The following is a 25,182-nucleotide window of genomic DNA, read 5'->3' on the forward strand; positions in this document are numbered from 1 at the left end:
CCATGCTGGCCGCGCAGAAGGCGGAGAGCGTGCTGTCGGTGGCCGAACGCGCCGACACGCTGGCCAAGTCCGGCGAGGCCTCCATCGAGCTCACCATGGCGGGACTCAACGACATCCGCGCCCAGGTAGCTGTCCGCCAGGTCGCTCTCCAGCCGCCGCGTGGCGACACCGGTGAGCAGGGTGGCCGCCGTCGCGCTGATGAGCGCGGTGACGAGCACGAACTTCGGCGCCAGCCCCAGCGACTGGCGGAACTGCTTCGACAACTGGGAGGCGAAGGATTGTTGCGGGAGGCTCACGGAATCACCGCCGGGGAAACGACGTCAGCACGGCACCCGCGCGGAGGCGGGCAGGTGAAACAGGCACAGGAGGAGCTCACCGGGTGGGTCCTCCCTCGGGGCGTCCGCCCCGGAAGGGGGCGAAGGTACAGCTCTGGAGGATGAGCTCCGGCATCGAGGCCAGGGGCACGCCCTGGTCGGTGGCTTTCACATCCAGCGCGGCGCGAGGCATGCCAAAGACGACCGACGACGCCTCGTCCTGGGAGAAGGTGACGCCGCCCGCCCGGCGGATGGCCAGCAGGCCGCGCGCGCCGTCCTCGCCCATGCCGGTGAGCACCACCCCGCCGCTGCGCCGGCCAAAGGCGGCGGCCAGCGACGTCAGCATCACATCCCCGCTGGGGCATGGCCCGCCCCGGCTGGGCTGCAGGCGCGCCAGCCCGGCCGCGTCCACCAGCAGGTCATGGCCGTCCAGTGGGAAGTACACGCGGCCCGGCTCCAGCCGCTCGCCGTCCTTGGCGATGGCCACCGGCAGCGGCGTCACCTGGGACAGCCAGCGCACCATGCCCTGGGTGAAGCCCACGGTGATGTGCTGGGCGATGAGCAGCGGCACCGGCAGCGAGCGAGGCAGCTTGGACAGCACGTCCGCGAGCGCGGGCGGCCCCCCCGTGGAGGCCACCACGCCGAAGATGTCCACCCGCGCGCCAGTGGGCGGCGGCGGCGCGGTGGCCGCACGCGGCCGGCGGGAGATGACGGGCACCTCCGCCATGAGGCACACCGAGTGCGCCAGCTCCTTGCCCCAGCGGCGCAGCTCCTCCGCGTTCGTCACGTTAGGCTTGCCGATGAGTTCCAGCGCGCCGGCGCTCATCGCCTGGAAGCCCAGGTCCACGCCGCGCTGCTCCGCGACCGCGCTCACCACGAGGATGCGCGCGGGGGACTGGGACATGATGGCGGCGATGGCCCCCGGTCCATCCAGGCCGGGAAGCAGCAGGTCCATGGTGATGACATCGGGGCGCAGCAGGCGCGCCAGCTGCACGGCGCGGTTGCCATCTCCCGCCCGGCCCACGACTTCGATGCGCGGCTCCTCCGTGAGGAGGGCCGTCAGCATGTTCGCCATGGTGGGCGAATCGTCCACCACGAGGACCCGGATGGGTCGCTGAACGCTCACGCGCGACTCCCCCGGCGGCTCATGACGTCCAGCACCTCTGCCAGCAGACGGCCCGCAGCGCACTCGCGCTTGCTGAGGTAGCCGTCCGCGCCCGCCTTCAGGCCCCGCTCGCGCGCCACCGAACTGTCGTGCGCGGAGACCAGGATGACGGGCAGCGACGCCGTCTCCGGGCGCTCACGCAGCTTCGCGATGAGCTGGATGCCGTCCATCTCCTCCATGTCCAGGTCGCAGATGACGACGTCGTAGGTGTCCGACTGGAGCCGGTCCAGGGCCCGGGCCCCGCTGGCCGCCAGGTGCACCGTGAAGCCGCCCGCCTCCAGCATGGCCCGGTGCAGCGCCCGCGCGGTGAGCGAGTCGTCCACCACCAGCGCCCGCCGCTGCGCCGACACCTGCACCTGCACCGTCTCCGTTACCAGCCAGTCCGGGCGGCAGATGAGCAGCAGCTCGCCACGGCTGAGCGTGGCCGCGCCCTGCCAGGCCGGCACGTCGCGGACTTCCGACGGCAGCGGGCGGATGACCAAATCCCGGTCCCCCACCACCGCGTCCACCACCAGCGCCACGCGCTTGCCACCGCTCTGGACAATCAGCAGCGGCTGCCCTTCGGCCGGCGGCGCCAGGGCGCGCAGGCCCAGCCGCGCCCCCAGGTCCACCACCGACAACAGCTGTCCCTGGTACTCCAAATGCGCCCGGCGCTTGCCCAGGCGCAGCGACTCCGCGCGCGCCAGCTGCGTGGCCTCCACCGCCAGCATGGGCAGGCCCACCAGCTGCTCCAGCACGCGCACCACCAGCACCGGCGAGCTGCCCAGGTCCGTGGGCAGCGTCAGCATGAAGCGCGTGCCCTGCCCCGGCGTGCTCGCGACCTCGATGCGGCCCTGCAGTGCCTCCACCGACGCGCGCACCGCGTCCAGGCCCACGCCGCGGCCGGACGTGTCCGTCACGTCCGTGCGGGTGCTGAAGCCGGACCGGAAGATGAGGTCCCGCAGCTGGTTTTCGTTGAGGCGCGCCGTCTCCTCCGCGGTGACGACGCCGCGCTGCTCGGCCAGGCGTCGCACCACCTCCACGTCGATGCCGGCGCCGTCGTCGGACGCCTCCAGGTAGAGCAGGTTGCCCTGCTGCTCCACGCGCAGGGTGAGCGCGCCCTCGTGGTGCTTGCCCGCGCGCTCGCGGTCCGCCGGCAGCTCCAGCCCGTGGTCCACGGCGTTGCGCAGCAGGTGCACCAGCGAGCCCTGCAGCTTCTCCAGCAGGCGCCGGTCCAGCGACACCTCCGAGCCCACCACCGACAGCCGCGCTTCCTTGCCCAGCTGACGGGACAAATCACGCACCATGCGCTGGAGCGGATCCAGGATGGTGCGCACCGGGCGCGTGGTGATGGCCTTGAGGCCATCCTCCAGCGCGTCGACGATGTCACTCGTCTCCTCACCGTCGGTGCGCAGCGAGCGCGCGGTGCCGGACAGCGCCGTACGCGCCTCCGCCGTCTCCGCCAGCAGCCCCTGCTTCGCCAGCAGCACGGCCACCCGCTCCAGTTCGCGGCCCCGCTCCTCCACGCGCAGGCGCACCTCGCGCAGGCGCTCCACCTCACGCATCAGCGCCGTCACCTGCCACGACGACACGCGCCAGCCCGCGTCCGCGGACTCTGGCAGCGCGTCCGGCACGGACACGGGCTCCGCGGACGGAGCCGGCGCGGCGACGGCGGCCAGGCCCCCGGAGGCGGCGACCATGGCCGCGGCCTCTTCGGGCGGCGGCGCGTCCGCCACCAACTGCGCCAGGGCAGCCGCCGGGTCCGGAAGCGCGTCCCCGCGCCCGTCCGCGTGGGCCTGCGCGCGCAGCAGGAAGAGGTCCAGGCCGTGGAGCAGGATGTCCACCACCGGCCGCGGCATCTTCTGAGGGTTGGCCTTCAGCGGGGCGAGCGCGTCCTCCAGCTTGTGGGCGATGTCGCTCAGGTCCTGCATGCCCAGCGAGGCGGCGCTGCCCTTCAGGGTGTGCAGGTGGCGGCCCAGCCGGACGTAGAGCCTGGTGAGGGCGTCCGTCTCCAGGCCCTCGCGCTCCAGCTCCAGCAGGTCCATGGTGACCTTCTGGACCACTTCCTGGGCCTCGACGGCGAAGCCCGCGACGAGCCCCTGCAGCATCGGATCAACGGGCATGACGGGCTCCCGTGCCGCGCGTGGCGGAGAACAGCCGCTTCAGGTCGATGAGGTGGATGAGCTGCCGGTCCTGCGTGAAGACCTCCATCACCGCCCCCTCCGCGCGCACCCGCGCGGCTTCCACCGCGCTCATGGGCAGCGTGGTGGGGCGGGGAATGGCCTCGCAGTCCAGCGCGCACAGCTCGCCGTCACCGCGGTCCACCACCAGCAGCACCGCCGGGTCCTGCCGCCAGCCGTGGCCGCCCAGCAGCGACGCCAGGCTGAGCGCGGCCAGCACCTGGCCCTGGAAGCGCAGCACCCCGACGACGTGCGGCGCCGACAGCGGCACCGGCGACACCATCTTCAGGGGCAGCGCGGCGCGCAGCGACTCCAGGGAGAGCGCGTAGCGCTCCTCACCGAGCGGGAACTCGGCAATCCAGTGGACCGCCTCCTCGACGGTGTTCTCCCCCTGCTCTCGCAGGCGGGACGCGCGCCGCTCCAACAGCTCGAGCGCCTCGGCCTCCTGGGCCTCTTCCAACGTCCGCGGGGTGACCTTCATTCGAGCGCCCCCTGGTTGAGGTAGGCGTCAGCGGACGCCTGGTAGAAACGCGCGGGCAGGGCCTCCGGCCCCTCCACGAGCTGGTCAGGAGGAAGCCGCTCGGCGCGCGAGCGCAAGGCGCGCATCAGCGGCACCGCGCCTTCCCGCGCCCCGGAGCGCTCCCGCAGCAGGGCCAGCTCCAACAGCCCTGGCAGATAGTCCGGCGCCTGGCGGACCAGGGCCTCCAGCACGGAGGACGCGCCCACCTCGTCGCCTTCCTCGATGCGCTCCAGCGCATTCAGGTGCTGCCGCGTGGGCGGCGGCGGAGGCGCCACGGGCACCTCGCGCACCGGAGCGGGCATCAGCGGCGCCACCGGACGGCGGGACGGCGCCGCCACCGGACGGGCGAGGGTGGCGGCGCGGGACGCGGCGGCGGCGCGGGCGTTCAGCTCTTCCTGCGTGAGGAGGCGGAAGGCCTGCAGCTCCGGCGGCCCCTCGCGGACCATGCCCGCGGGGACGCGGTCCACCTCCACGGCGCCCAGGAACAACCAGCCGCCGGGGTTGAGCGTGCGCGACAGGAGGGAGATGGCCGCGTCACGCGCGGCGGGAGTGAAATAGGTGAGCACGTTGCGGCAGAGGATGAAGTCGAAGCGACCGAAGCGCTCGGGCAGCGGCGCCAGCAGATTCGCCTGGGCGAAGGTGGTGATGCGGCGGACGGGGGGAAGGATGGTGACCTCGCGCTCGCCCGTCTCCGAGTAGAGCGGGAAGAGGCGCGGCGCGGACTCGCGGCGGGACCACGTTCCGTAGGTGGCGCGGCGGGCCGCCTCCAGGCTGGCCTCGTGGATGTCCGTACCCAGCACCTCCACGGGAAAGCCGTGCGGCAGCGACGCCTGGAGACACGCGGCCAGCGAATACGCCTCCTCGCCAGACGCGCAGCCCGCGCTCCAGCCCCGCAGGGCCAGGGCACCACGCTGGAGCGCCGCGGGCACGGCCTCGTGGGAGATGAAGCGGAAGTGCTCCGGGTGGCGGAAGAAGTACGTCTCCCCCACCAGGATGGCCTTCACCAGCGCGGTGGCCAGGTGGGAGACGGGATGGAGCAGTTCGCCCAGCAAGTCGGGCGCGGTGCGCCCGCGGGCCAGCTCCGCGCGAACGACGCGGTCCACCGCCTCGGAGGCAATGGCGTCATTGCGAAAGCCAGTGATGCTGGCCACCACTTCCCGCGCGCGGGCCAGCAGCCGCGGGTCGAGCGCTCCGCTCATGCGTTCCGCCCGGCCTCCGCGGCCTCGAGCATCGCGGGCAGCTCCCGCAGGAGCCCCCGCGCGATGAATACCCGCGGGTCCAGGATGGGCAGCGCACGCCCTCCCGACCGCAGCATGCCGATGAGCCCCTCGCGCAGCGGGCCATGGTCGGCGCCGCCCACGCGCTCGCGCCGGTCGATATCCGCCGCCGCGTACTCCTCGGGGTCCTTCACCGTGTCCACGGCGAGCGCCAGCGACACGCCCTCCGCCTCGATGACGACGAGCATGCGCTCCACGCGCGTCAGCTTGTGCTCCACGCCCAGCCGGCGCGCCACGTCCAGCACGCACAGCGCCGCGCCCCGCACCTCCACGTATTCGCGCAGGTACGCCGGCCCGGTGGGCAGCGGCCGGGTCGCCGGATGCAGCAGGACCTCCCGCACCGCGTCCAGCGGAATGGCGAACTCCAGCTCGCCCACCGTCACGCGAAGCACCAACAGCGAGCCCGTGCGCGCCCGCTGCCGCGCGCTCGTCATGGCCTCGCCCACCGTCTGCAGCAGCTCGTCCGCGCGGAACGGCTTGGCCAGGAAGGCCTCCGCGCCCAGGCCCAGGCATGCCTCCGCGCGCGACTTCTCCGAGGAGATGATGATGACGGGGATATCGGCCGTGGCCGGATCCGCCTTCATCCGCTGGAGGACCTCGTCGCCGTCCATCTCCGGCATGGACAAATCGAGCAACACCGCCACCGGACGCAGGCGCCCCACCTTCTCCAGGGCCTCGCGGCCGTTGCTGGCGGTGTGGATGGTGTAGTGGCCGGAGAGGATGGCCCGCTCCAGCGCGAGAATCGCGTCGCTGTCGTCGACGAGCAGCAGGGACGGCAGGCTCACGGCGGTCAGGCCTTGGTGAGGAACTGACGGACCGTTTCCGTCAGCTCGTGGTGGGACACCGGCTTCTGGATGAAGGCGTTGGCGCCGGCCTCGGTGCCGCGCTGACGCAGGTCCACGTTCTTCTCCGCCGTCAGCAGCAGGATGGGCACCGAGCGGACCTGCGGCATCGCGCTGGCGCGCACCTCCTTGACGAAGGTGATGCCGTCCATCCCCGGCATGTTGATGTCCGCGATGACCAGACTCACCGGCACCAGCCGAAGAATCTGCAGCCCCCGGGTCGCATCGTCAGCCTCGACGGTCGAGACCTTGAGGTTCATCAGGTAGATCTTGACGATGTTGCGAACCGTCGGGCTGTCGTCCACCAGCAAGACGTTGGTGCTGTGGGTGCTCACTGTGCGGCGGCTCCTGCGCAGGCCCCGCGACACGCGGAGAGTCCTGCGAAACGTTCAAGACTCTACCGTGAGGGCACTCACGTGAGAACAGGGGGCGGGCCGGCCCGGCATCCATCCGGGCAGGCAGGTGTCGGATGACCTCAGAGGGGACGCCCCCGGGTCCAGATGGTCCCGGGGGAAAGGGCCTACTCGCCGGCGGGCTTGGGCGGGAGCTCGTCCGCGTCCGGCGTCACCGGAGGCGCGCCAATGGCGTGGTAGCCACCGTCCACGTGGATCATTTCGCCGGTGGTGGAGGGCAGCCAGTCCGACAGCAGAGCACACGCGGTGCGGGCCACCATGTCGTGGCTGTCCTTCGCGCTCCAGCCCAGGGGGGCCTGCTGGCCCCAGCCACGCTCCAGGGCCTTGAAGCCTGGAATGCCCTTCGCGGCGATGGTGGATAGGGGACCGGCGGCCAGGGCGTTGACGCGGATGCCCTTGGGGCCCAGGTCGCGCGCCAGGTAGCGCACCGTGGACTCCAGGGCCGCCTTGCACACCCCCATCCAATCGTAGATGGGCCAGGCGACGCGGTTGTCGAAGTCCAGCGTGACGATGGAGCCCCCCTGCGTCATCAGCGGCAGGCACGCCACTGACAGCTCCTTCAACGAGAACGTGGAGATGCGGAACGCCGTCTGCACGCTCTCCCACGGGGTGTTGAGAAAGTTGCCACCCAAAGCATCTTCGGGCGCGAAGGCAATGGAATGCAACACACCGTCCACCCGGTCCCACCGTTGGCGCAGGGCGTCCGTGAGTGCGGGGAAGTGGGCGGAGTTGGTGACGTCCAATTCCAGCACCTCCATTCCCGGCTTGAGGCGCTTGGCGCTCCGCTCAGTGAGGGACTTGGCCCGACCGAAGCCGGTGAGGAGGACCTCGGCCCCCTGAGCCAGCGCGTGCTCGGCGATGCCGTAGGCCAGGGACTGAGGCGTGAGCACCCCGGTGATGAGCAGCTTCTTGCCTTGGAGCAGCATGGAGACAGCCTCGTTGCGGAAGAGGAAAGACAGGAAACGCGTTCTCTACCATTCCTTCTGGGCGGAATGCTTGAAGTTGCACTCACCTGGGGCATGAATCCACCTGCTCCGCGGCAATGGGTGCGGCTTATCAGCCAGCGGGCGGGCGCTACAAATAGGCGCTGCTAAAACCCCCCAACGGGGCGCCCATCCAGTAAAAGACGACACGCCATGGCGAATTTCCAGGACACGTTTCTTTCCGGCGCCAACATCGATTTCATCGAGGGCCTCTACGCCCGTTATCTGGAGGACCCCGCCAGCGTGGATGCAAGCTGGCGGGAGGTCTTCGACCGCAGCAACGGCGCCGGACGACCCATCTTCAGCACCCGGCTGCTGGAGCCAGTACCGGCTCCAGCGGCGGCCAAGGGAGGCGGCAAGGGCGCCGCGCCCAAGGCCCAGGTCGCGCCGGCGCCGCAGCCCGCCCCGGCGCTGCAGCCCGCCCCGGTGGCCGCGCCCGGCCAGTCCGTCCAGGACATCTCGCTGCAGGCGCGCGTGGACCACGTCATCTTCGCGTTCCGCCTGCGCGGCCACCTGCGCGCGAAGCTGGACCCGCTCGGCCGTCCGCGCCCGGCGCTGGCGCACGTGGCGGATGTGGCCCTGGTGGATGACAGTCACTTCACCGACGCCGAGGCCCAGCAGCTCGTGGAGACCAATGGCGTGTTCGGCGAGCAGCGCGTGCGCCTGACGGATCTGCTGGCGCGCCTGCGCCGCACGTACACGGACACCATCGGCGTCGAGTACATGCACATGCTCGACAGCGAGCGCCGCCGCTGGCTGATGCACCGGATGGAGTCCAACGAGAACCGCACCGACTTCTCCCCGGACGAGTGCCGGCACATCCTCACCAAGCTGTCGTACGCGGAGGGCTTCGAGCACTTCCTCCACACCAAGTACGTGGGCGCCAAGCGCTTCAGCCTGGACGGCGGCGAGGCGCTCATCCCCATGCTGGACGCGCTGGGCGAAGTGGCCACCGGCATGGGCCTGAAGGAAATCGTCATCGGCATGGCCCACCGCGGCCGCCTCAACGTGCTGACGAACATCCTGGGCAAGCAGCCGGACCAGATCTTCAGCGAGTTCGACGGTCCCCGGAACCCGCAGGACTACCTGGGCCGCGGCGACGTGAAGTACCACATGGGCTTCTCGTCGGACCACACCACGCGCCAGGGCCGCAAGCTGCACCTGTCGCTGGCCTTCAACCCCAGCCACCTGGAAGCGGTGGACCCGGTGGTGGAGGGCCGCGTGCGCGCCAAGCAGGACCGCGGCGGCGACACCGAGCGCACCGGCGTGATGCCGCTGCTCATCCACGGCGACGCGGCCTTCATCGGCCAGGGCGTGGTGGCGGAGACGCTCAACCTGTCCGGCCTCAAGGGCTACACCACGGGCGGCACGGTCCACGTCGTCATCAACAACCAGGTCGGCTTCACCACCGACCCGCACGACTCGCGCTCGTCGCTCTACTCCACCGCCATCGCGCAGATGCTGGACATCCCCATCTTCCATGTGAACGGGGATGATCCGGAGGCCTGCGTCCACATCGCGAAGCTGGTGGCGGAGTACCGCCAGACGTTCAAGACGGACGTCGTCATCGACCTGGTCTGCTACCGCCGCTACGGCCACAACGAAGGTGACGAGCCCTCGTTCACGCAGCCGGCGATGTACGACATCATCCGCAAGCACCCGACGGTGCGCACGCTCTACGCGGCGAAGCTGGCGGAGCAGAACAAGATTCCGGCCGAGGAGTCGGAGGCCATCAAGCAGCGCTGCCAGCAGGAGTTCGACGCGGCGCTCACCCGCGCGCGCCAGGAGAGCCAGTTCAAGGAGCCCAGCGCGCTGGAAGGCCTGTGGAAGCCCTACCAGGGCGGCTCGCTGAAGAGCGCGCCGGACGTGTCCACCGCGGTGGACAAGCAGGTGCTGTGCGATGCGCTGCGCAAGCTGTCCACGCTGCCGGAGGGCTTCAACGTCCACCGCGACGTGGAGCGCACCGTCATCAAGAAGCGCCTGGGCATGCTGGACAGCGGCGAGCTGCAGTGGAGCGAGGGCGAGTCGCTGGCCTACGCCACGCTGCTCTCCGAGGGCTATAACATCCGCATCACCGGCCAGGACTGCGAGCGCGGTACCTTCAGCCACCGCCACGCGGTGGTGCACGACGTGAAGACGGGCGAGAAGTTCGTCCCGCTGCGCCAGTTCATCAGCGGCAAGGGCAAGAACGGCTTCCACATCTACAACAGCCCGCTGTCGGAGATGGGCGTGCTCGGCTTCGAGTACGGCTACAGCCTGGACGTGCCGGACGGTCTCACGGCCTGGGAAGCGCAGTTCGGCGACTTCGGCAACGGCGCGCAGATCATCATCGACCAGTTCATCGCCGCCGGTGAGAGCAAGTGGCGCCGCCTCAGCGGCCTCACCCTGCTGTTGCCGCACGGCTACGAAGGCCAGGGCCCGGAGCACTCCAGCGCGCGTCTGGAGCGATTCCTGGACCTGTGCGCCGAGGACAACATCCAGGTCTGCTACCCCACCACGCCCGCGCAGATCTTCCACCTGCTGCGCCGCCAGGTGCTGCGCCCGGTGCGCAAGCCGCTGGTCATCATGTCGCCCAAGAGCCTGCTGCGTCGGCCGGAGGCCACCAGCAAGGTGGAGGAGTTGGCCACGGGCACCTTCCAGGAAGTCATCCTGGACCGGGTGGACCCGGCGGGCGTGACGCGGCTGCTGCTGTGCAGCGGCAAGGTGTACTACGACCTGGTGAAGGCGCGGGACGAGCGCAAGGACGAGAGCATCGCCATCGTCCGGCTGGAGCAGCTCTACCCGTTCGCCTCCGACGTGCTGGCGGGGCTCATCGCGAAGATGCCGAAGCTCGCCGAGCTCCTGTGGGTGCAGGAAGAGCCGCGCAACGCTGGCGCGTGGCACTTCATGTTCCCCCGCCTGCACGACCTGGCCTCCACGCAGTCGAAGCAGCAGGTGAAGATCGGCTACATCGGTCGCGCCGAAGCCGCCAGCCCCGCCACGGGCTTCCCCAAGACGCACGAATACGAGCAGCAGCTCATCATCGAGGAAGCCATCCTCCGAGGGACCAAGAATGGCCGTTGAAATCACAGTGCCCCCCCTGGGCGAATCCATCACCGAAGCCGTCGTCGGCAAGTGGAACAAGAAGCCGGGTGACGCCGTCACCGCCGACGAGCCGCTCGTCGTCCTGGAGACCGACAAGGTCACCATCGACGTGCCGGCCCCCTCCGCGGGCTCGCTGTCCAGCATCGCATTCAAGGAGGGCGACAAGGTCCGCGTGGGCGACGTGCTCGGCCTCGTCGAGGCAGGCGCCGGCGCTCCCGCCGCCAAGCCCGCCGCCGCTCCGGCCGCCGCGCCCGCTCCCGCCGCCGAGGCGCCCGCGGCGTCCGACGCGCGCTCCACGCCCACCGCGCGCAAGGTGGCCGAGGAGAACCGGGTGGACATCTCCCAGGTGAAGGGCAGCGGCGCCGGTGGCCGTGTGCACAAGGACGACGTGCTGGGTCAGCTCAACCGCCCGGCCGCGCCCGCCGCTCCGGCGCAGCCCACCGGGCCCCGCCCGAACGCCGCCCGCGAGGAGCGCGTGCGGATGACGCCGCTGCGCAAGCGCGTGGCCGAGCGCCTCATCCAGGCCCAGTCCACCGCCGCCATGCTCACCACCTTCAACGAGGTGGACATGGGCGAGGTGATGGCCCTGCGCAAGAAGTACAACGACAAGTTCCAGCAGAAGCACGGCGTGAAGCTCGGCTTCATGAGCTTCTTCATCCGCGCCTCCGTCGAGGCCCTCAAGGCCTTCCCGCAAATCAACGCGGAGATTGACGGCGAGGACGTCATCTTCAAGCACTACTACGACATCGGCGTGGCCGTCAGCGGCAGCCGCGGTCTGGTGGTGCCGGTGGTGCGCAACGCCGACAAGCAGGGCCTGGCGGAGCTGGAGAAGACGGTGGGCGAGCTGGGCACCAAGGCGCGCAATGACAAGCTCGCCCTGGCCGACCTGCAGGGTGGCACCTTCACCATCACCAACGGCGGCATCTTCGGCTCCATGCTGTCCACGCCCATCCTCAACCCGCCGCAGACGGGCATCCTGGGCATGCACAACATCGTCGAGCGCCCCGTGGCCCGCGACGGCCAGGTCGTGATTCGGCCCATCATGTTCATCGCGCTCACCTACGACCACCGGCTGGTCGACGGCCGCGAAGCCGTTCAGTTCCTGGTGCGCGTGAAGGAGTGCATCGAGGACCCGGAGCGACTGCTCCTGGACGTCTGACTTCAGGCCCGGCATCCGGGCAAGACTTGCATTCCGGGCGGCCGGCTGGACTTCCAGCCGGCCGTTTCACTACAACTGGGAGTGTCTCCCGGTTGTCGGGGGGCGGGAAGAACGGGCGGCTCTCCTCGCGCCGCCCCGCAAGACTGAAGGACGTGCAATGGCAACCGGTACCGTGAAGTGGTTCAACGACGCGAAGGGCTTTGGCTTCATCACCCAGGACGGCGGTGGTGAAGACGTGTTCTGCCACCACACCGCCATCAACATGGACGGCTTCCGCACCCTGGCCGAAGGCCAGAAGGTGGAGTTCGAAGTCACCCGTGGCCCCAAGGGCCTCCAGGCGCAGAACGTCCGCGCCGCCGGCTAACGCGTCCGTCAGCCACTCCCTCCGGACTGGCCGATGACAAGAGGCCCGGCCCCACCACCTGGGAACCGGGCCTCTGGTTTTTCAAGCCCTGGGGCCGCGTGGCCTACAGGTTGCGCTTGAAGTGGTCCATGACGCGCTCCCACTGGCGCTCGGTGACGAGCGGGTCGGGCACCATGTGCGTCAGGCCGCTCAGCGGCAGCAAGTCGTGCGGCTTGCCGGCGCGGAAGAGCGCGTCACTCAGCTTCAGCGTGTGGAAGAAGTAGACGTTGTCGTCCGCGGTGCCGTGGATGAGCAGCAGCTTGCCCATGGGCTTGTCCTGCTTCGCGTACGTGAGCAGCGAACTCTTCTCGTAGGCCTCCGGGTTCTGCTGCGGCACACCCAGGTAGCGCTCGGTGTAGTGGGTGTCGTAGTCCAGCCAGTCCACCACCGGGGCGCCGGCCACGCCGGCCTTGAAGACGTCCGGGCGCTTGAGCACGGCCAGCGCGGACATGTACCCGCCGAAGCTCCAACCGGAGATGCCCACGCGGGACAAATCAATCTCGGGGACTTCCTTGGCCAGCGCCTGGAGCGCGGCGACCTGGTCCTCCAGCGTGACGCCAGCGAAGTCGCCCTTCACCTCGCGCTCCCACTTCGCGCCGCGCAGCGGGGTGCCGCGGCCGTCAATCTTCACCACGAGGAAGCCCTGGTCCGCCACCCACTGCGACATCAGGTGCGCGGCCATGCTCTTGTGGACCACGGTGGTGGTGGGGCCGCCGTACACCTCGACGATGACGGGAAGCTTCTTGCCGGGCTTGAAGTCGCGCGGGCGCACCAGGGACGTCCAGAAGCGCTCGGGGCCCACCTGCCGCTGCTCCACGCTGGGCGTGTAGGGCGGCTCCTTCGCCACCGAGGGCAGCTCGCCCACGGTGGTTCCGTCGCCGCGCACCACCTGCACCCTGGGCATGGACTTGAGGCCCTGGCCATTCATCACCATCAGCCCGCCGCTCTTGGACACCGAGCCCGACTCGATGTCGAGCCCCGTCGTCACCTTCTCCGGCGCGCCACCGGCCTTCACGCGCCACAGGTGGCTCTGCGTGGGGTTGGGGCCACCGTTGAAGTAGAGCGTGTCATCCTTCTGGATGTAGCGCGCCAGCGAGCGGAAGCCCGCGTCCGGCTTCACCAGGGTGCGCACCAGCGCGCCGTCCGCCTTGCGCAGCTCCACCTCCGGGCCGCCGTTGCGCTCCGTGTACCAGAGGAAGCCGCTGCCATCCTCCAGCCACAGCGGGAAGACCTGCTCCAGGTTGAGCCAGGCGGCGTCCTGCTCCGTCAGCAGCTCCCGCGACTTGCCCGTGCGCGGGTCCACCGCGAGCAGCTTCTGCTCGGTCTGCTCCCGGTTCTGCACCAGCGCGGTAAGCGGACCGCCCTTGGGCCACGTCACGGTGGCCAGGTACGGGTACTTCGCCGCGTCCCACTGCGCCCACACGGTTTTTCCACCGGTGACAGGGGTGATGCCCAGCCGCACCTTCGCGTTGGCCTTGCCAGGGCGCGGGTACGCGAAGTCCTCGCCGCCGCGCTCGGGGTGCATGACGTCGACGATGGTGAGCTTCTCCACGTCCGTCGTGTCCGCCTCCGTGTACGCGATGGACTTCGCGTCCGGGCTCCACCAGTAGCCGGTGAAGCGCCCCATCTCCTCCTGGGCGACGAACTCGGCCACGCCGTGCGACTTCGCCTCGGTGCCGCCCTTGGTGACGCGCTGCTCGCGGTTGGCGGCCACGTCGATGCGGTACACGTCGTGGTCCCGCACGTAGGACACCTGCTTGCCGTCCGGGGAGAAGCGCGGATCCAACGTGCCCGGGCCCGTCTTCAGCTCCGTCACCTTGCCGCTGGCGCGGTCCACCACGTAGAGGCGGCCGGACAGGGGCACCAGCAGCCGGTTGCCGTCCTCGGACACCTGGTAGCTGGTGAAGCCCCGGGCGCTGACGCGCATGCGCTCACGTCGGGCCTTCTCCTCGGGGGTGAGCGTCTCCTCGGCGCCCTTGAGGATGGCCTCGGGGGTGAGCAGCTCCTGCGTCTGCCCGCTCTCCACGTCGAACGCGTAGAGCGTCTGCACGTTGGACGTGGGCTGGGTGCGCAGGAAGAGGATGCTCTTCTCGTCGGGAGAGATGCGCACGCCACCGGGCCGGCCGCTCATGAAGCGGCGCGTCTCCGAGAACTGGCGCAGGAAGGGGTCTTGCGACCGCTGCGTCTTGGACATGGTCAGGGGCTTCTGCTCCTGGGCGGAGGACGAAGCGCTCGCAAGCAGGAGCGCGGCGGTGAGGACGTGGCGCATGCGTCGTCGAATCCCCGCGGGAAGGGCGGGGCTCCTTTCGTGGAAAGGTGCGGGACAGCCTACACTCGGCGGCCTCGCGGCCGGAGCTAACGCCTGGCGTGCTGGAGGATTCCCGACGCAATGGAAACGGAAGACGACGCCCCGCGGCACCTGCGCCTGGCCGGCATCATCCGACTGGGCCTGGGCGGAGGGCGGGGCCCCCGAGACGCCTACGTGTTCGACCCGCACCGGCTCGCCCTCCCCGCCTGGGCCTGCGCCCTGGGTGACACGGAAGGCCCCGCCCTGCTGGTGACGCTGGACCGGCACCTGGACACCGTGATGCCCCGGGCCCCCGCGGCCGTGCCGGACCGGACGGCCGGGCTGCGCGCGCTGGATGAACATGCCCGCTGGGCGCTGGACGTGCGCAACTACGACCACATCCTCGCGGCCATGGAGGCGGGGCTGGTGGGAGACGCGCTGCTGATTGCCCGCGCCCGTCCCCGCGGCGCCTTCACGGGGGACACCTACGTGGACAGCCGGGGCCGGCCCCACCGGCTGGTGGTGGTGCCCACCGTGGACCGGGCGGCGGAGGCCTACAGCCGCCCTGCCCCCGGCGACGCCGTGCGCGACGTGCTGGACGCGGCCAGCCGGGTGCTGCTGGACGTGGACCTGGACTGCTTCACGTCCCTGAGCGACGCGGACCCGACGACGGTGCTCCCCTGGCCTCAGCAGGTGATTCGCGAGTTCCTGCTACCAGAGGACTCGGAGCCCTTCTGGGACGCGGTGCTGCGAAAGACGGTGGCGCTGACGCTGGCGCGCGAGCCCCACCACTGCGGCGGGCTGCTCGCGTCCGGGGACTTGTTCCAGGACGCGGCCCAGGTGCTGTTCCGGGAGCTCTTGCGCACCGAGCCCCCGTGAGCCACGCCGCGCGCTACAGCGGCGTCTCCATGAAGTTGGGCCGCACGTCCGTCATCTGCCCGCCCGCGAAGGAGAAGCGGCTGCCCACCGGCGGCCGGGCGTCGTTGAGCACGTAGCCGAAGTCCACGCGGAAGGGCAGGACGTTGAACTGCGGGAAGAGCAGCCGCAGGCCCACGCCCACCGTGTGCACCATGGCGGGCCGGTCATTGAAGGCGCTGCCCGAGTCCCAGAAGAGCACGCCGCCCAGGTGCACCGTCTTCACGACGATGGGGCGGCTTCGGTACTCCACGTTGAAGAGCAGGAGCCGCCGGCCGGAGTACGCATCCGCGCCCGCGCCGCGCAGGCCGTTGGCGCCGCCCAGCAGGTGGATGCGGTCGAACAGGTCGTCGATATTCACATCCAGCAGCCCGCGCGCCACGAAGCGCCCGCCCAGCACCTTGGGCGACACTTCAATCAACTCCGCCGCCCAGCGCCGGTTGGTCCACGCGCCCCGAGGCCCCAACGGCCGGCGGACGGCGCCCGACAGGGACGCGGAGGTGAGCGTGTCCCCCAGCCTCAGGCGGTAGCGCAGCGCCAGCCCGCCTTCGACGAAGTGGCTTTGCTCGCCGAACACCGGCGGCGCGTAGCGCAGGGTGGCCGCCACCCAGTGCCCCATCTGGAAGTCCTCGGCCAGGACGTACGAGTCCACGTCCCGCAGCACCTCGTAGCGCGCGTCGAAGGCGCGCAGGCTCAGGCCGACGTAGCCGGCGTCCTCGGCGCGCGGCAGGTAGTTGCGGTTGAACCACTCCGACTGCTCCGGAGACAGGCCGGACGCCAGCGGCGCGCCGTAGGCGTAATGGTAGGCCCCCACCGTGCCGCCCACGTTCCACTTGTAGCGGGTGCCCATCGAGCGCGCGTACGAGAAGCCGCCCACCACCTCTTCGGCCCGGTAGATATAGGGCACCGCGGGCCCGCCCGGGAATGGCAACTGCCAGATGGATGCGCCCCGGTAGACGCGGCTGGTCTCCACGTTCCAGGACACGGAGGCGCTGGCGCTCCACGGCGTGGACAGTGAGTACAACGGCCGGCTCACCGCGAAGCTGCCACGCGAGCCCTCCGCCTTGCCCGTCTCCCGCCCTTGGATGACGGCGATGGACTCGCTCAGCGACCAGCGGCTGCCCAGCACACGCGGGTCGGTGTAGCTCTGCCCCAGACTGAGGGTGTCCTGCCGCAGCACGAAGTCCACGGCGATGCGCTTGCCGCGCCCCAGGAAGTTCTGCTCCGTGCCCTGCAGCTTCAGGTACTGGAGCAGCGAACCCACCGCCGCGAAGTCACTGTTGAGCCGCAGCGACCAGATGTCCTTGGTGACGGCCATCAGCGCCACCGAGTCAGGCGTGCGCCCCTTCACCGCCACTAGGCGGACCATGGAGAACAGGCGCAGCCCGCGCAGGTTGCGCGCCGACTCCTGGGCGAGCACGTCCGAGTACGGCGCCCCCACATGGAGCAGCACCTCGCGCCGGACGACGTCGTCCCGCGTCCGGGCATGGAAGATGTTGAGGAAGTCCGGGAAGGGGTCGATTTCGGCCACCACGTCCTCGGTGGCCACCAACACCTCTTCCAGAATCTTGCCCTCCGGCGCCGGCTCCAGCACCCGTCCATGCCGGGCCAGGGCCTCGTCAATCAGCGCGTCCTCGTAGTTGTCGATGGCCGACGCGAGCCCCTGCGCCGGCGCGTCAGACGACGCTTCCGACGAGGAAGGCGCGGCCGCGAGAGACGTGGCGACGAGCAACGCAGGCAGCGAAAGCGGCACGCAAGGCATCCTGTCATGAGCCGCGGCATTGCCCCTGGACAATGCCGCGCTCTGTCACATCGCTGGATTTCCAGCTTTCACGGTCGCGTCGAAAATATACATGGGGGAAGCAACCGCGAAGCCCACTGGGTGGATAATGACGGCATGACCAGCGTCGTCGGCCCCCGCCGCTCGCCCCTCCTCGCTCGCCCGACCACCGAAAACGCCCGTGAGACGACGTCCTCCCCCCGGACGACCGCCTCCGCGGCCACCAGCTCGTTCCAGCCCGCGCGGCCGGGACTCGAGGGCACAACGCCTTCGATGCTGACGAAGCTCGGCGCAGTCTTCGTTCCCCAGACGCCCACCGCGACGCAGGCGGCGGCTTCCCACCTGAAGGACGCGGCCGGTACACGGGCGGCGTCGCTGGTCCACAGCACGAGTCCCAACGCGGACATCAAGGACCACACCACCATCGAGAGCACCATCGACGTCCCCGAGGACGCCACGGTGGAGTCGCTCAAGCTCAACCTGGACATCGAGCACACCTACCGGGGCGACCTGAAGGTGACGCTGACCTCGCCGTCCGGCAAGAGCGCGGTGGTGTCGAACCGCAAGGGAGGTTCGTCGGATGACCTGACGGGCGCCTTCGACCTGTCCGCGTTCAAGGGCGAGCCCACGAAGGGCACCTGGACGCTGGAAGTGCAGGACGCGGCGCGCGGCGACACCGGCACGCTGAAGTCGTGGGGCCTGGACATCGCCCCGCAGACGCCGGTGACGGAGCCCGAGGCGCCGGAAGAGCCCGAAGGTGGCCTCTTCGAGGGCCTGCGCGACGGCGCGCTGCTGGACGCGCTCCAGGACTACTCGTCCGGCAAGAAGGTGGTCAGCTACAACGAGGCCCGCCGGCTGATGTTCTCCAGCCTGGACGTGAACGAGAACGGCAACGTCGTCTGCGTCTACACGGGCGCCGAAGTCAAAGGCGGCAAGATTCCCAACAACTCGGTGATGAACACCGAGCACACCTGGCCCCAGTCGAAGGGCGCCACGGGCGCGGCGAAGAGCGACCTGCACCACCTCTACCCCACCGACAGCAAGGCCAACTCCCGGCGCAGCAGCTTCCCGTTCGGCGAAGTGGTCAACGTGCGATGGAGCCAGAACGGCGCCAAGCTGGGCACCGACGCGCGCGGCAACATGGTCTTCGAGCCGCCCGACGCCCACAAGGGCAACGTGGCGCGCGCGATGTTCTACTTCTCCGCCACCTACAACAAGGCCATCCCCAACGACGAGGAGGCGGCGCTCAAGGCGTGGAACAAGCTCGACACGGTGGACGCCGCCGAAATCGAGCGCAACCGCCGCATCGCCAACATCCAGGGCAACTCCAACGCCTTCGTCGAGGACTCGGCGCTCGCGGACCGCGTGAAGGACTTCTAGGCTCCCGCGGAGCGCAGTTCCCCATCGCGCAGGGGCGGCAGCTTCTCGCCCCGCGCCACCGCCGCGACGATTTTCGCCAGCCGGTCCACGCCGTCCGACAGGGCCGCTGGCCCCGGCTGGAGGATGAGCGAGCTCTTCACCTCATAGAGCTGGTCATCCACCACCGCCCGGACCCCGGTCCACCCGGGGCGGGCGATGATTTTCTCCCGCTTCGCCTTGCGCCCGCACCAGCTGGCGATGACGCCCTCCGGGTCGCGCCGCGCCACCTCTTCCGGCGCGAAGATGCGGCCCTGCGCCCCCTGCGACGCGCGCGACTCCCGGCACACGTCCACGCCGCCCACCAGCTCCACCAGCTCCGAACACCAGCGGATGCCGGAGATGAGCGGCTCATGCCACTCCTCGAAGAAGATGCGCGGCCGGCGTGGAAGCGACTCCGCCGCGTCCGCGTGCCGCTCCAGGTTCGCGGTCAGCTCGGTGGCCAGCGCCTCCGCGGCCTCGGGCCGCCCCACCAGCGCGCCCGTCAGCCGCACCGACTGGAGGATTTCCGCCAGGGAGCGCTGGTTGAACAGGTAGACGGGCACGCCCCGCTTCGCCAGCTCGCGGCCGATGTCCGCCTGCAGGTCGGAGAAGCCCAGCACCAGGTCCGGCTTCAGCTCCAGGATGCGCTCGAAGTTCGCGTCCAGGAACGAGCTGACACGCGGCTTCTTGCGCGCCTGGGGCGGACGCACGGTGAAGCCGGACACGCCCACCACCAGGTCCTCCGCGCCCAGGCGGTAGAGCACCTCCGTCGTCTCCTCGGTGAGACACACGACGCGGCGGGGATAGGGCGACGCACCGGAGAGCAGCTCGGACAGGCGGGCATTCATGCGGGGCCACACCCTAACGCGGCCACCGCCGCGCTACGTGTCCGTAGCACTTGTCCGTGCGCGTGGACCGGGCTTTCACCACACTCCCAGTCACGCCACGGCTCACGTGTGTCACCTGTGAAACGTTGTCGCGCCCGAGCCGGATTCTCGGCCGGTGGCGCACTGCGCCAACCCGGCAGGTCGCTTGGGACGTGGACGATTGCAGTGTTAGCATCTGCCCTCATGTTCGACCGGCGTGTCACGTGCCTCACCGGTCGGTGGGGGCAGTCATGATGGAGAGCAACGCCCCGACGAATGGCGCCCCCCCCGACGTCGCGGACCCGATGCTGGGACGGGTCCTGAACGAGCGCTTCCGCATCCTGGAGACGCTTGGCGCCGGAGGCATGGGCCGCGTCTACAAGGCCGTGCAGTCGCCGCTGGACCGGCTGGTGGCGCTCAAGGTGCTCAACCCGCAGTACGGAGAGGGCAAGGACCCGGGCTTCCAGAAGCGCTTCTTCCTGGAGGCCAGCGTCACCGCGAAGCTGCGCCACCCGAACACCGTCACCGTCATCGACTACGGCAAGACGGAAGACGGCATCTACTACATCGCCATGGAGTACCTGGAGGGGCTGACGCTGGGCCAGCTCCTCACGCAGATGGGCCCGCTGCCGTGGCCGCGCGCGCTCAACATCACCCAGCAGATTGCCCGCTCGCTGCGCGAGGCGCACAAGGTCGGCCTCATCCACCGCGACCTCAAGCCCGCCAACGTCATGGTCCTCAATCAGGAGACGGACCACGACGTGGTGAAGGTGCTCGACTTCGGCCTGGTGAAGTCCTTCATCGGCGACGCGGCGCCCGTGCCACAGGACACGTCCATCACGCAGGCGGGCATCATCCTGGGCTCGCCGCAGTACATGGCGCCGGAGCAGGCGCGCAACATCGCAGACCCGCGCAGTGACGTGTACAGCCTGGGCGTGGTGCTCTATCAGATGCTGATGGGGCGGCCGCCCTTCCTGGCCGCGCAGAGCATCGACGTCATCGTCAAACACATCAACGAACTGCCGCCCGCCTTCGGCTCGCTCTACCCCAACCATGGCATCCCCGGAGAGGTGGAGGCCCTGGTGATGAAGTGCCTCGCCAAGACGCCACCGGAGCGCTACCAGTCCATGGACGAGGTGATGGAGGCCATGCGCCGCACCATGTCCACGGTGGGCGTCAGCGGCGCCTTCAGTGGCGCACGCTTCGCGGGCGCGGGCATCAGCGGCGTCGGTGGCAGCGGCCCCATCAGCGGGCCCCACGGAAGCGGCCCGCACGGCGCGGCCGGCTCCGGTCCCGCCACCGTGGCGCTGGACATCTCCGTGGAGGAGGCGCCGGTCAAGGGCCGCAAGCCGATGGGGATGATCCTCGGCGGCGGCGCGCTGCTGCTGGGCCTTGGCGCGGCCCTGGTGGTGGCGATGCGCCCCACCCCGCCCGCCGAGCCCATCGTCACACCGCCCCAGCCCGCCACCGCCCAGGCCGTGCCCGAAGCCAACGCGCCCGAGGCCGCCCTTCCTCCCGCGGAGTCCATGGCGGGTGCGTCCGACGAGGAGCTGGCCCTGGCTCCGCTGACGCGCCCCACCGTGGAGCCGGTGCGCTTCCTCATCGTCAGCGACCCCATGGGCGCACGCGTGACGTACCTGGGGAAGGACTTGGGCGAGACGCCCCTGAACCTCGAGGTGACTCCGGATGCCAGCGGCGTCGCGGAAGCGGCGCTGACCTTCACCCTGGACGGCTACCAGCGCGCCCGCGCCGTCGCCAAGGGCGCGGGCCCCGAAGAGCGCTTCACGCAGAAGCTCCAGCCCAAGAAGAAGGCGAGCACGCGGCCTGGAAAGGCCCCAGACTCGTCGCCCTACAAGGACGACCCGTACCATTGAAAACCCTGACAGCCCTCAAACGAGCGGGCCTCCTCGCGATGTGTCTGTGCGCGGGGGAGGCCCTGGCGGACGCCCGCCTTGAGGCCCGCCGCCACTTCCGCAGCGGCATGAGCCTCATCGCCCAGAAGCAGTACGACGCGGGCATCGCCGAGCTCGAAGCCGCCTACGCCATCAAGCCGCACCCCAACGTCCTCTTCAACATCGCCCGCGCCTACCAGGACTCGGGCAGGTCGAAGGAGGCGCTGGAGGTGTACCAGCGCTACCTCGCCAGCAATCCGCCGGACGCGGCCTCCGTGATGCCCCTGGTGGCCGCGCTGGAGGAGAAGCGGAAGGCCGAGGAAGCACAGGCCGCCGCCGCGCAGGACCCGTCGTCGCTGCCCATGCCGCCGCCCCCCGCGGGCACGCAGTCGCAGCAGCAGCTGAGCGCGCTGCTGGAGCGGCTGGAGAAGGCCATTGAACGGGCCGAGGCCATGCCCGTGGGGAGCGCCACCATTCCCGGCCTGACGCCCACCGGCGTCGCCTCCGCCAACGCGGACGACACGGCCGGCGGCGTGGACCTGGGCGCCGTGCCCTACGAAGAGCGCGTCGTGACGGCGAGCCGCCGCGCGCAGTCCTCGCTGGACGCGCCCAACGCCACCACCGTCATCACCGCTGAGGACATCCGCCTGTCGGGCGCCACGTCGCTGCCGGAGTTGCTGCGGCGCGTGCCCGGCGCGGACGTCATGGCCCTGGGCGTGGGAAGCGCCAACGTGTCGCTGCGCGGCTTCAACCAACGCATCGCCAACAAGGTGCTGGTGCTGGTGGACGGCCGCACGGAGTACCAGGACTTCCTGGGCCTCACCATCTGGTCCTCCATCCCCATCGGCTTGGAGGAGATTGAGCGCATCGAGGTCATCCGCGGCCCGGGCAGCGCGCTGTACGGCGCCAACGCCATGCTCGGCGTGGTCAACATCATCACCCGCGCGCCCGGCACCGGACCGCGCGCGCAGTTCAACGTCACCGGCGGCACCGGCAACACCGCCGCGGGCTCCTTCGTCAGCCACGGCGGCTCAGGCGCGATGCGCTACCGGGCGGCGGCGGGCTATTCGCAGACGGACAAGTGGAGCCGGGACTACGCCAGCGGCCTGCCGGACGTAACGCTGCGCGGCCCCGACCCGGACCTGGGCGCTCGCGGCGCGCGCGCGTCGCTGTCCGCCGTGTACACCTTCGCCGAAGGGCGCCAGGTGGGCCTGTCCGGCGGCGTGAATCGCTTCACCACGGAAATCTATCCGCCGGGCCTGCTGCGCAACTACTTCATCGACGGCGTCAACGCCTTCGCCAAGGGCGACGTGGAGCTGGGGCCGCTGAAGCTGAAGACGTTCTGGAACCACATCTCCAGCGACGCGGGTCCCCAGTATGAAGCCACGGGCCAGCGCTCGCTGGTGACGTCGCTCAGCTCCAACCTCTTCAACGCCGAGCTGCTCTTCGCGCGCGACTTCGAGCTCGCGGGCACGCACCAGCTCAACATTGGCGTAGAGGGCCGCATCAAGCGCGTGGACTGGGGAGACTACCTGGGTCCGCTGCGCGAGCAGGTGCACGCGGCCTTCTTCGTCCAGGACGAGTGGCGCATCGTGGAGCCGCTGGCGCTGGTGGCCAGCTACCGCGTGGACCGGCACCCGCTGCTCAACCTGGGCAGCCCGGGCCTGGCGCACTCGCCGCGCATCTCCGCGCTGTTCAAGCCTTTCGAAAACCACGCCTTCCGTGCGAGCGCCGCCTCCGCCTTCCGCGAGCCCACGTTCCTGGAGAGCTACACGCAGCTGACGGTGCCCGTGCCGGGCATCAACGGCGTCAGCACGCTCACCACCGGAAATCAGCAACTGCGCCCCGAGCGCCTCACCGCCTTCGAGCTGGGCTGGCGCGGCGAGTCCCCCGAGCTGGGCATCGACCTGGACGTGGCCGTGTACCAGAACACGGTGAGAGACCTCATCGGTCTGTCCGGGGTGTCGCGGCTGCCGCCGGGCCAGTCGTATGACCCGGGCACCGGTTCGTACCTGCTGGGCAGTTCGTCCTTCCAGAACGAGGACGCCATCTACACCGCGCGCGGCGCCGAAGCGGGCGTCACCCTGGCGCCGGTGGACGGCCTGGGCCTGAAGCTGAGCGCGTCGCTGCAGGACGTGACGTCGGACCGCGAGTCGGCGGCCGAGTGCGGCCCGTGCAACCAGGCGCCGCAGTTCCGGCTGTACGGCGGACTCACCTACCGCTCACGCGCGGACCTGGAGTTCGGCGTGGACGCGGCCTACACCTCCGCCTCCACGTGGATTGAGCGCGAGCCCGCCGCCGCGGACCCGACGCGCATCGACCTGGTGTCCAACCCGCTGCGCGCCTACACCGTGGTGAACGCGCGCGTGGGCTACATGGCCGTCAAGGACACCGTCACCGTCGCGCTGGTGGGCAGCCACCTGGGCGGCGCGCATTCACAGCACCCCTTTGGCAATCGCATCGAGCGGCGCGTCTACGCGACCCTGACGGTGACTCCATGAGCCGCCCCACCCTGTCCTCCTGGAAGCGAGCCGCAGGTGGCCTCGCCCTCGCAACCGTCATCGGACTCGGATGCGATGCACCGCCTGTGGTGCCCACCGCCGACGTGCGGCAGAACACGCGCAACGCGCGCATCGACGGCAACCTGGTGGTGCAGTCACGCGCGCGTGGCAACGTGGTGGTGTTCCTCTACGACGCGGACCGGCCTCCGCCGCCGCAGGGCACCGGCCGCCCCATCACCTTCACCGTCGTCCCCGCCGAGAAGCTCTTCGGCCCGGCGCTGGCGGGTGACACGCCCGGCCCCTTCGTCGCGCCCTTCAGCTTCAGCCTGGTGCCCGCGGGCCGCTACATGCTCCGCGGCTTCATCGACGTGAACGGCTGCGGCTCGGACGCGGGCGCGGACTGCCGCCGGTCCGACTTCAACCCCTGGTACGGCGTCACCAGCGAGCCCAACGCGGGTGACGTGGGTGGCGCGGCGGTGGACGCGTCCGGCAGACCGCTCACGGTGGAAGTCGTGGCGGACGCGGACGGCCAGCCGCAGCCCCTCACCGGCGTGGCGGTGAGCTTCTCCGACACCGCGCGCGTTCTGAGGGACCGGCCCACGTTCCAGGTGGTGCAGGGAGACGGGCAGTTGGGCAGCTCGCAGAAACTGCTGCGCATCCAGCCGCTGTCCATCCACGACGGCGCGGTGGACCAGCGCCCGGATGGCTTCGCCGTCAGCTACCTGGACGCAGACAACGACGGCACCCCCGATGGCTTTTGGCCGCGCGTGGTGGTGCGCAAGCTGGCGAACGACGCCAGCAACCTGGTGGACGAGAACGACCTGGACCGCGATGGCGTCCCGGATGACACCGGCGTGGACTACGCCCGCGCCGATGGTTCCCAGGACGGCGTACCGGATGTCGTCGTGCTCAACGCGCGCCTGGTGCCAGACAGCATCATCGCCGCGCTCACCGACGAGAACGGCAACCCTCGCATGGAAGGCGCCGTCGTTCCGGAGCTGGTGGTGGAAGTGCGACCCCAGGCACTGGATGCCCGGGTACCTACCAACCCCGTGCCGCTGCGTGAGCTGCCCCGAGGTCGCTACGCGGTGGTGTTGATCCAACCCAGTGGACAGACATGGCGTGTGCCCAATGAACTGGCACCCGCCCTCGCGTCTGGACTGGGGCTTCCTGCTGTGGAAAGTCAGGCTTTCTTCCTGGAGGTTCCCTGAGTGGCGGTGCTTT

18 protein-coding genes and 1 pseudogene are annotated in these 25,182 nt (G+C 70.2%); 8 read left to right on the forward strand and 11 right to left on the reverse strand.

The features are described from left to right. From F8M74_RS38225 to fabI, 8 genes and pseudogenes are all read right to left on the reverse strand, one after another. Positions 1-296: pseudogene (locus F8M74_RS38225) on the reverse strand (hypothetical protein); the annotation flags it as partial. Positions 297-372: 76 nt separating this feature from the next. After that, entirely contained in the window at positions 373-1,440 is a 1,068-nt protein-coding gene (locus F8M74_RS31960) for a chemotaxis protein CheB (protein WP_140866643.1), read from the reverse strand. Further along, on the reverse strand, positions 1,437-3,581 hold the full coding sequence (locus tag F8M74_RS31965) for a response regulator (protein WP_141257963.1): 2,145 nt from the start codon (positions 3,579-3,581) through the stop codon (positions 1,437-1,439). The genes F8M74_RS31960 and F8M74_RS31965 overlap by 4 nt, the downstream gene beginning before the upstream one ends. Further along, positions 3,571-4,119 carry a chemotaxis protein CheW gene (locus F8M74_RS31970; RefSeq protein WP_141257964.1) on the reverse strand — a complete coding sequence of 183 codons (549 nt, stop codon included), beginning with the start codon at positions 4,117-4,119 and terminating at the stop codon, positions 3,571-3,573. The genes F8M74_RS31965 and F8M74_RS31970 overlap by 11 nt, the downstream gene beginning before the upstream one ends. Next, positions 4,116-5,357, reverse strand: coding sequence for a protein-glutamate O-methyltransferase CheR (locus tag F8M74_RS31975; RefSeq protein ID WP_141257965.1), 1,242 nt, complete (start codon positions 5,355-5,357; stop codon positions 4,116-4,118). The genes F8M74_RS31970 and F8M74_RS31975 overlap by 4 nt, the downstream gene beginning before the upstream one ends. After that, positions 5,354-6,220 (reverse strand): response regulator, encoded by an 867-nt coding sequence (locus F8M74_RS31980; RefSeq protein WP_141257966.1) that lies wholly within the window; start codon positions 6,218-6,220, stop codon positions 5,354-5,356. The genes F8M74_RS31975 and F8M74_RS31980 overlap by 4 nt, the downstream gene beginning before the upstream one ends. Before the next feature lie 5 nt (positions 6,221-6,225). Further along, positions 6,226-6,612: a response regulator gene (locus F8M74_RS31985; RefSeq protein WP_011555982.1), complete on the reverse strand. Its 387-nt coding sequence runs from the start codon at positions 6,610-6,612 to the stop codon at positions 6,226-6,228. A gap of 185 nt (positions 6,613-6,797) precedes the next feature. Beyond that, positions 6,798-7,616: an enoyl-ACP reductase FabI gene (gene fabI / locus F8M74_RS31990; RefSeq protein WP_011555983.1), complete on the reverse strand. Its 819-nt coding sequence runs from the start codon at positions 7,614-7,616 to the stop codon at positions 6,798-6,800. 210 nt (positions 7,617-7,826) lie between these two features. On the opposite strand from fabI, the gene F8M74_RS31995 reads away from it, so the two are divergent. From F8M74_RS31995 to F8M74_RS32005, 3 genes are all read left to right on the forward strand, one after another. Continuing rightward, positions 7,827-10,736 carry a 2-oxoglutarate dehydrogenase E1 component gene (locus tag F8M74_RS31995; protein ID WP_141257967.1) on the forward strand — a complete coding sequence of 970 codons (2,910 nt, stop codon included), beginning with the start codon at positions 7,827-7,829 and terminating at the stop codon, positions 10,734-10,736. Continuing rightward, complete coding sequence (odhB, locus tag F8M74_RS32000) at positions 10,726-11,916, forward strand: 2-oxoglutarate dehydrogenase complex dihydrolipoyllysine-residue succinyltransferase (protein WP_141257968.1); 1,191 nt, start codon at positions 10,726-10,728, stop codon at positions 11,914-11,916. The genes F8M74_RS31995 and odhB overlap by 11 nt, the downstream gene beginning before the upstream one ends. A 157-nt stretch (positions 11,917-12,073) precedes the next feature. Then, positions 12,074-12,280, forward strand: a complete 207-nt coding sequence (locus F8M74_RS32005) for a cold-shock protein (protein ID WP_011555986.1) — start codon at positions 12,074-12,076, stop codon at positions 12,278-12,280. Between the two features lie 103 nt (positions 12,281-12,383). Here F8M74_RS32005 and F8M74_RS32010 read toward each other — a convergent pair whose 3' ends face one another. After that, entirely contained in the window at positions 12,384-14,588 is a 2,205-nt protein-coding gene (locus F8M74_RS32010; RefSeq protein ID WP_141257969.1) for a S9 family peptidase, read from the reverse strand. A 120-nt stretch (positions 14,589-14,708) separates the two neighbouring features. On the opposite strand from F8M74_RS32010, the gene F8M74_RS32015 reads away from it, so the two are divergent. Next, complete coding sequence (locus F8M74_RS32015; RefSeq protein ID WP_141257970.1) at positions 14,709-15,485, forward strand: UPF0489 family protein; 777 nt, start codon at positions 14,709-14,711, stop codon at positions 15,483-15,485. A 13-nt stretch (positions 15,486-15,498) separates the two neighbouring features. Here F8M74_RS32015 and F8M74_RS32020 read toward each other — a convergent pair whose 3' ends face one another. After that, positions 15,499-17,283 carry a BamA/TamA family outer membrane protein gene (locus tag F8M74_RS32020; RefSeq protein ID WP_228560609.1) on the reverse strand — a complete coding sequence of 595 codons (1,785 nt, stop codon included), beginning with the start codon at positions 17,281-17,283 and terminating at the stop codon, positions 15,499-15,501. A gap of 135 nt (positions 17,284-17,418) precedes the next feature. Here F8M74_RS32020 and F8M74_RS32025 point away from each other — a divergent pair, with 135 nt between their 5' ends. Continuing rightward, the gene (locus tag F8M74_RS32025; RefSeq protein WP_141257972.1) at positions 17,419-18,681 is read left to right on the forward strand and encodes an endonuclease; all 1,263 of its coding nucleotides are present in this window, start codon (positions 17,419-17,421) and stop codon (positions 18,679-18,681) included. Here the strand turns inward: F8M74_RS32025 and F8M74_RS32030 are convergent. Continuing rightward, positions 18,678-19,547, reverse strand: a complete 870-nt coding sequence (locus F8M74_RS32030) for a cobalamin-binding protein (RefSeq protein WP_141257973.1) — start codon at positions 19,545-19,547, stop codon at positions 18,678-18,680. The two genes, F8M74_RS32025 and F8M74_RS32030, sit on opposite strands and share 4 nt — an antisense overlap. Positions 19,548-19,816: 269 nt before the next feature. Between F8M74_RS32030 and F8M74_RS32035 the strand changes: the two genes are divergently transcribed. From F8M74_RS32035 to F8M74_RS32045, 3 genes are read left to right on the forward strand one after another with little or no spacing between them, the layout of a single operon-like run. Beyond that, the gene (locus F8M74_RS32035; protein ID WP_163884652.1) at positions 19,817-21,439 is read left to right on the forward strand and encodes a serine/threonine-protein kinase; all 1,623 of its coding nucleotides are present in this window, start codon (positions 19,817-19,819) and stop codon (positions 21,437-21,439) included. 38 nt (positions 21,440-21,477) lie between these two features. Next, positions 21,478-23,958 carry a TonB-dependent receptor gene (locus F8M74_RS32040; RefSeq protein WP_141259095.1) on the forward strand — a complete coding sequence of 827 codons (2,481 nt, stop codon included), beginning with the start codon at positions 21,478-21,480 and terminating at the stop codon, positions 23,956-23,958. Further along, positions 23,955-25,169, forward strand: a complete 1,215-nt coding sequence (locus F8M74_RS32045) for a hypothetical protein (protein ID WP_141259094.1) — start codon at positions 23,955-23,957, stop codon at positions 25,167-25,169. The genes F8M74_RS32040 and F8M74_RS32045 overlap by 4 nt, the downstream gene beginning before the upstream one ends. The last annotated feature ends 13 nt before the right edge of the window (positions 25,170-25,182 follow it).

Origin of the sequence: Myxococcus sp. CA023 (assembly GCF_010998615.1) — a bacterium.
Lineage (GTDB): Bacteria > Myxococcota > Myxococcia > Myxococcales > Myxococcaceae > Myxococcus.

Bases quoted from the DNA above. Each gene is read 5' to 3' on its own strand.
- F8M74_RS31965 (WP_141257963.1), bottom strand. From the start codon at position 3,581: ATGCCCGTTGATCCGATGCTGCAGGGGCTCGTCGCGGGCTTCGCCGTC.
- F8M74_RS31970 (WP_141257964.1), bottom strand. From the start codon at position 4,119: ATGAAGGTCACCCCGCGGACGTTGGAAGAGGCCCAGGAGGCCGAGGCG.
- F8M74_RS31975 (WP_141257965.1), bottom strand. From the start codon at position 5,357: ATGAGCGGAGCGCTCGACCCGCGGCTGCTGGCCCGCGCGCGGGAAGTG.
- fabI (WP_011555983.1), bottom strand. From the start codon at position 7,616: ATGCTGCTCCAAGGCAAGAAGCTGCTCATCACCGGGGTGCTCACGCCT.
- F8M74_RS31995 (WP_141257967.1), top strand. From the start codon at position 7,827: ATGGCGAATTTCCAGGACACGTTTCTTTCCGGCGCCAACATCGATTTC.
- odhB (WP_141257968.1), top strand. From the start codon at position 10,726: ATGGCCGTTGAAATCACAGTGCCCCCCCTGGGCGAATCCATCACCGAA.
- F8M74_RS32005 (WP_011555986.1), top strand. From the start codon at position 12,074: ATGGCAACCGGTACCGTGAAGTGGTTCAACGACGCGAAGGGCTTTGGC.
- F8M74_RS32010 (WP_141257969.1), bottom strand. From the start codon at position 14,588: ATGCGCCACGTCCTCACCGCCGCGCTCCTGCTTGCGAGCGCTTCGTCC.
- F8M74_RS32015 (WP_141257970.1), top strand. From the start codon at position 14,709: ATGGAAACGGAAGACGACGCCCCGCGGCACCTGCGCCTGGCCGGCATC.
- F8M74_RS32020 (WP_228560609.1), bottom strand. From the start codon at position 17,283: ATGCCTTGCGTGCCGCTTTCGCTGCCTGCGTTGCTCGTCGCCACGTCT.
- F8M74_RS32025 (WP_141257972.1), top strand. From the start codon at position 17,419: ATGACCAGCGTCGTCGGCCCCCGCCGCTCGCCCCTCCTCGCTCGCCCG.
- F8M74_RS32030 (WP_141257973.1), bottom strand. From the start codon at position 19,547: ATGAATGCCCGCCTGTCCGAGCTGCTCTCCGGTGCGTCGCCCTATCCC.
- F8M74_RS32035 (WP_163884652.1), top strand. From the start codon at position 19,817: ATGATGGAGAGCAACGCCCCGACGAATGGCGCCCCCCCCGACGTCGCG.
- F8M74_RS32040 (WP_141259095.1), top strand. From the start codon at position 21,478: ATGTGTCTGTGCGCGGGGGAGGCCCTGGCGGACGCCCGCCTTGAGGCC.
- F8M74_RS32045 (WP_141259094.1), top strand. From the start codon at position 23,955: ATGAGCCGCCCCACCCTGTCCTCCTGGAAGCGAGCCGCAGGTGGCCTC.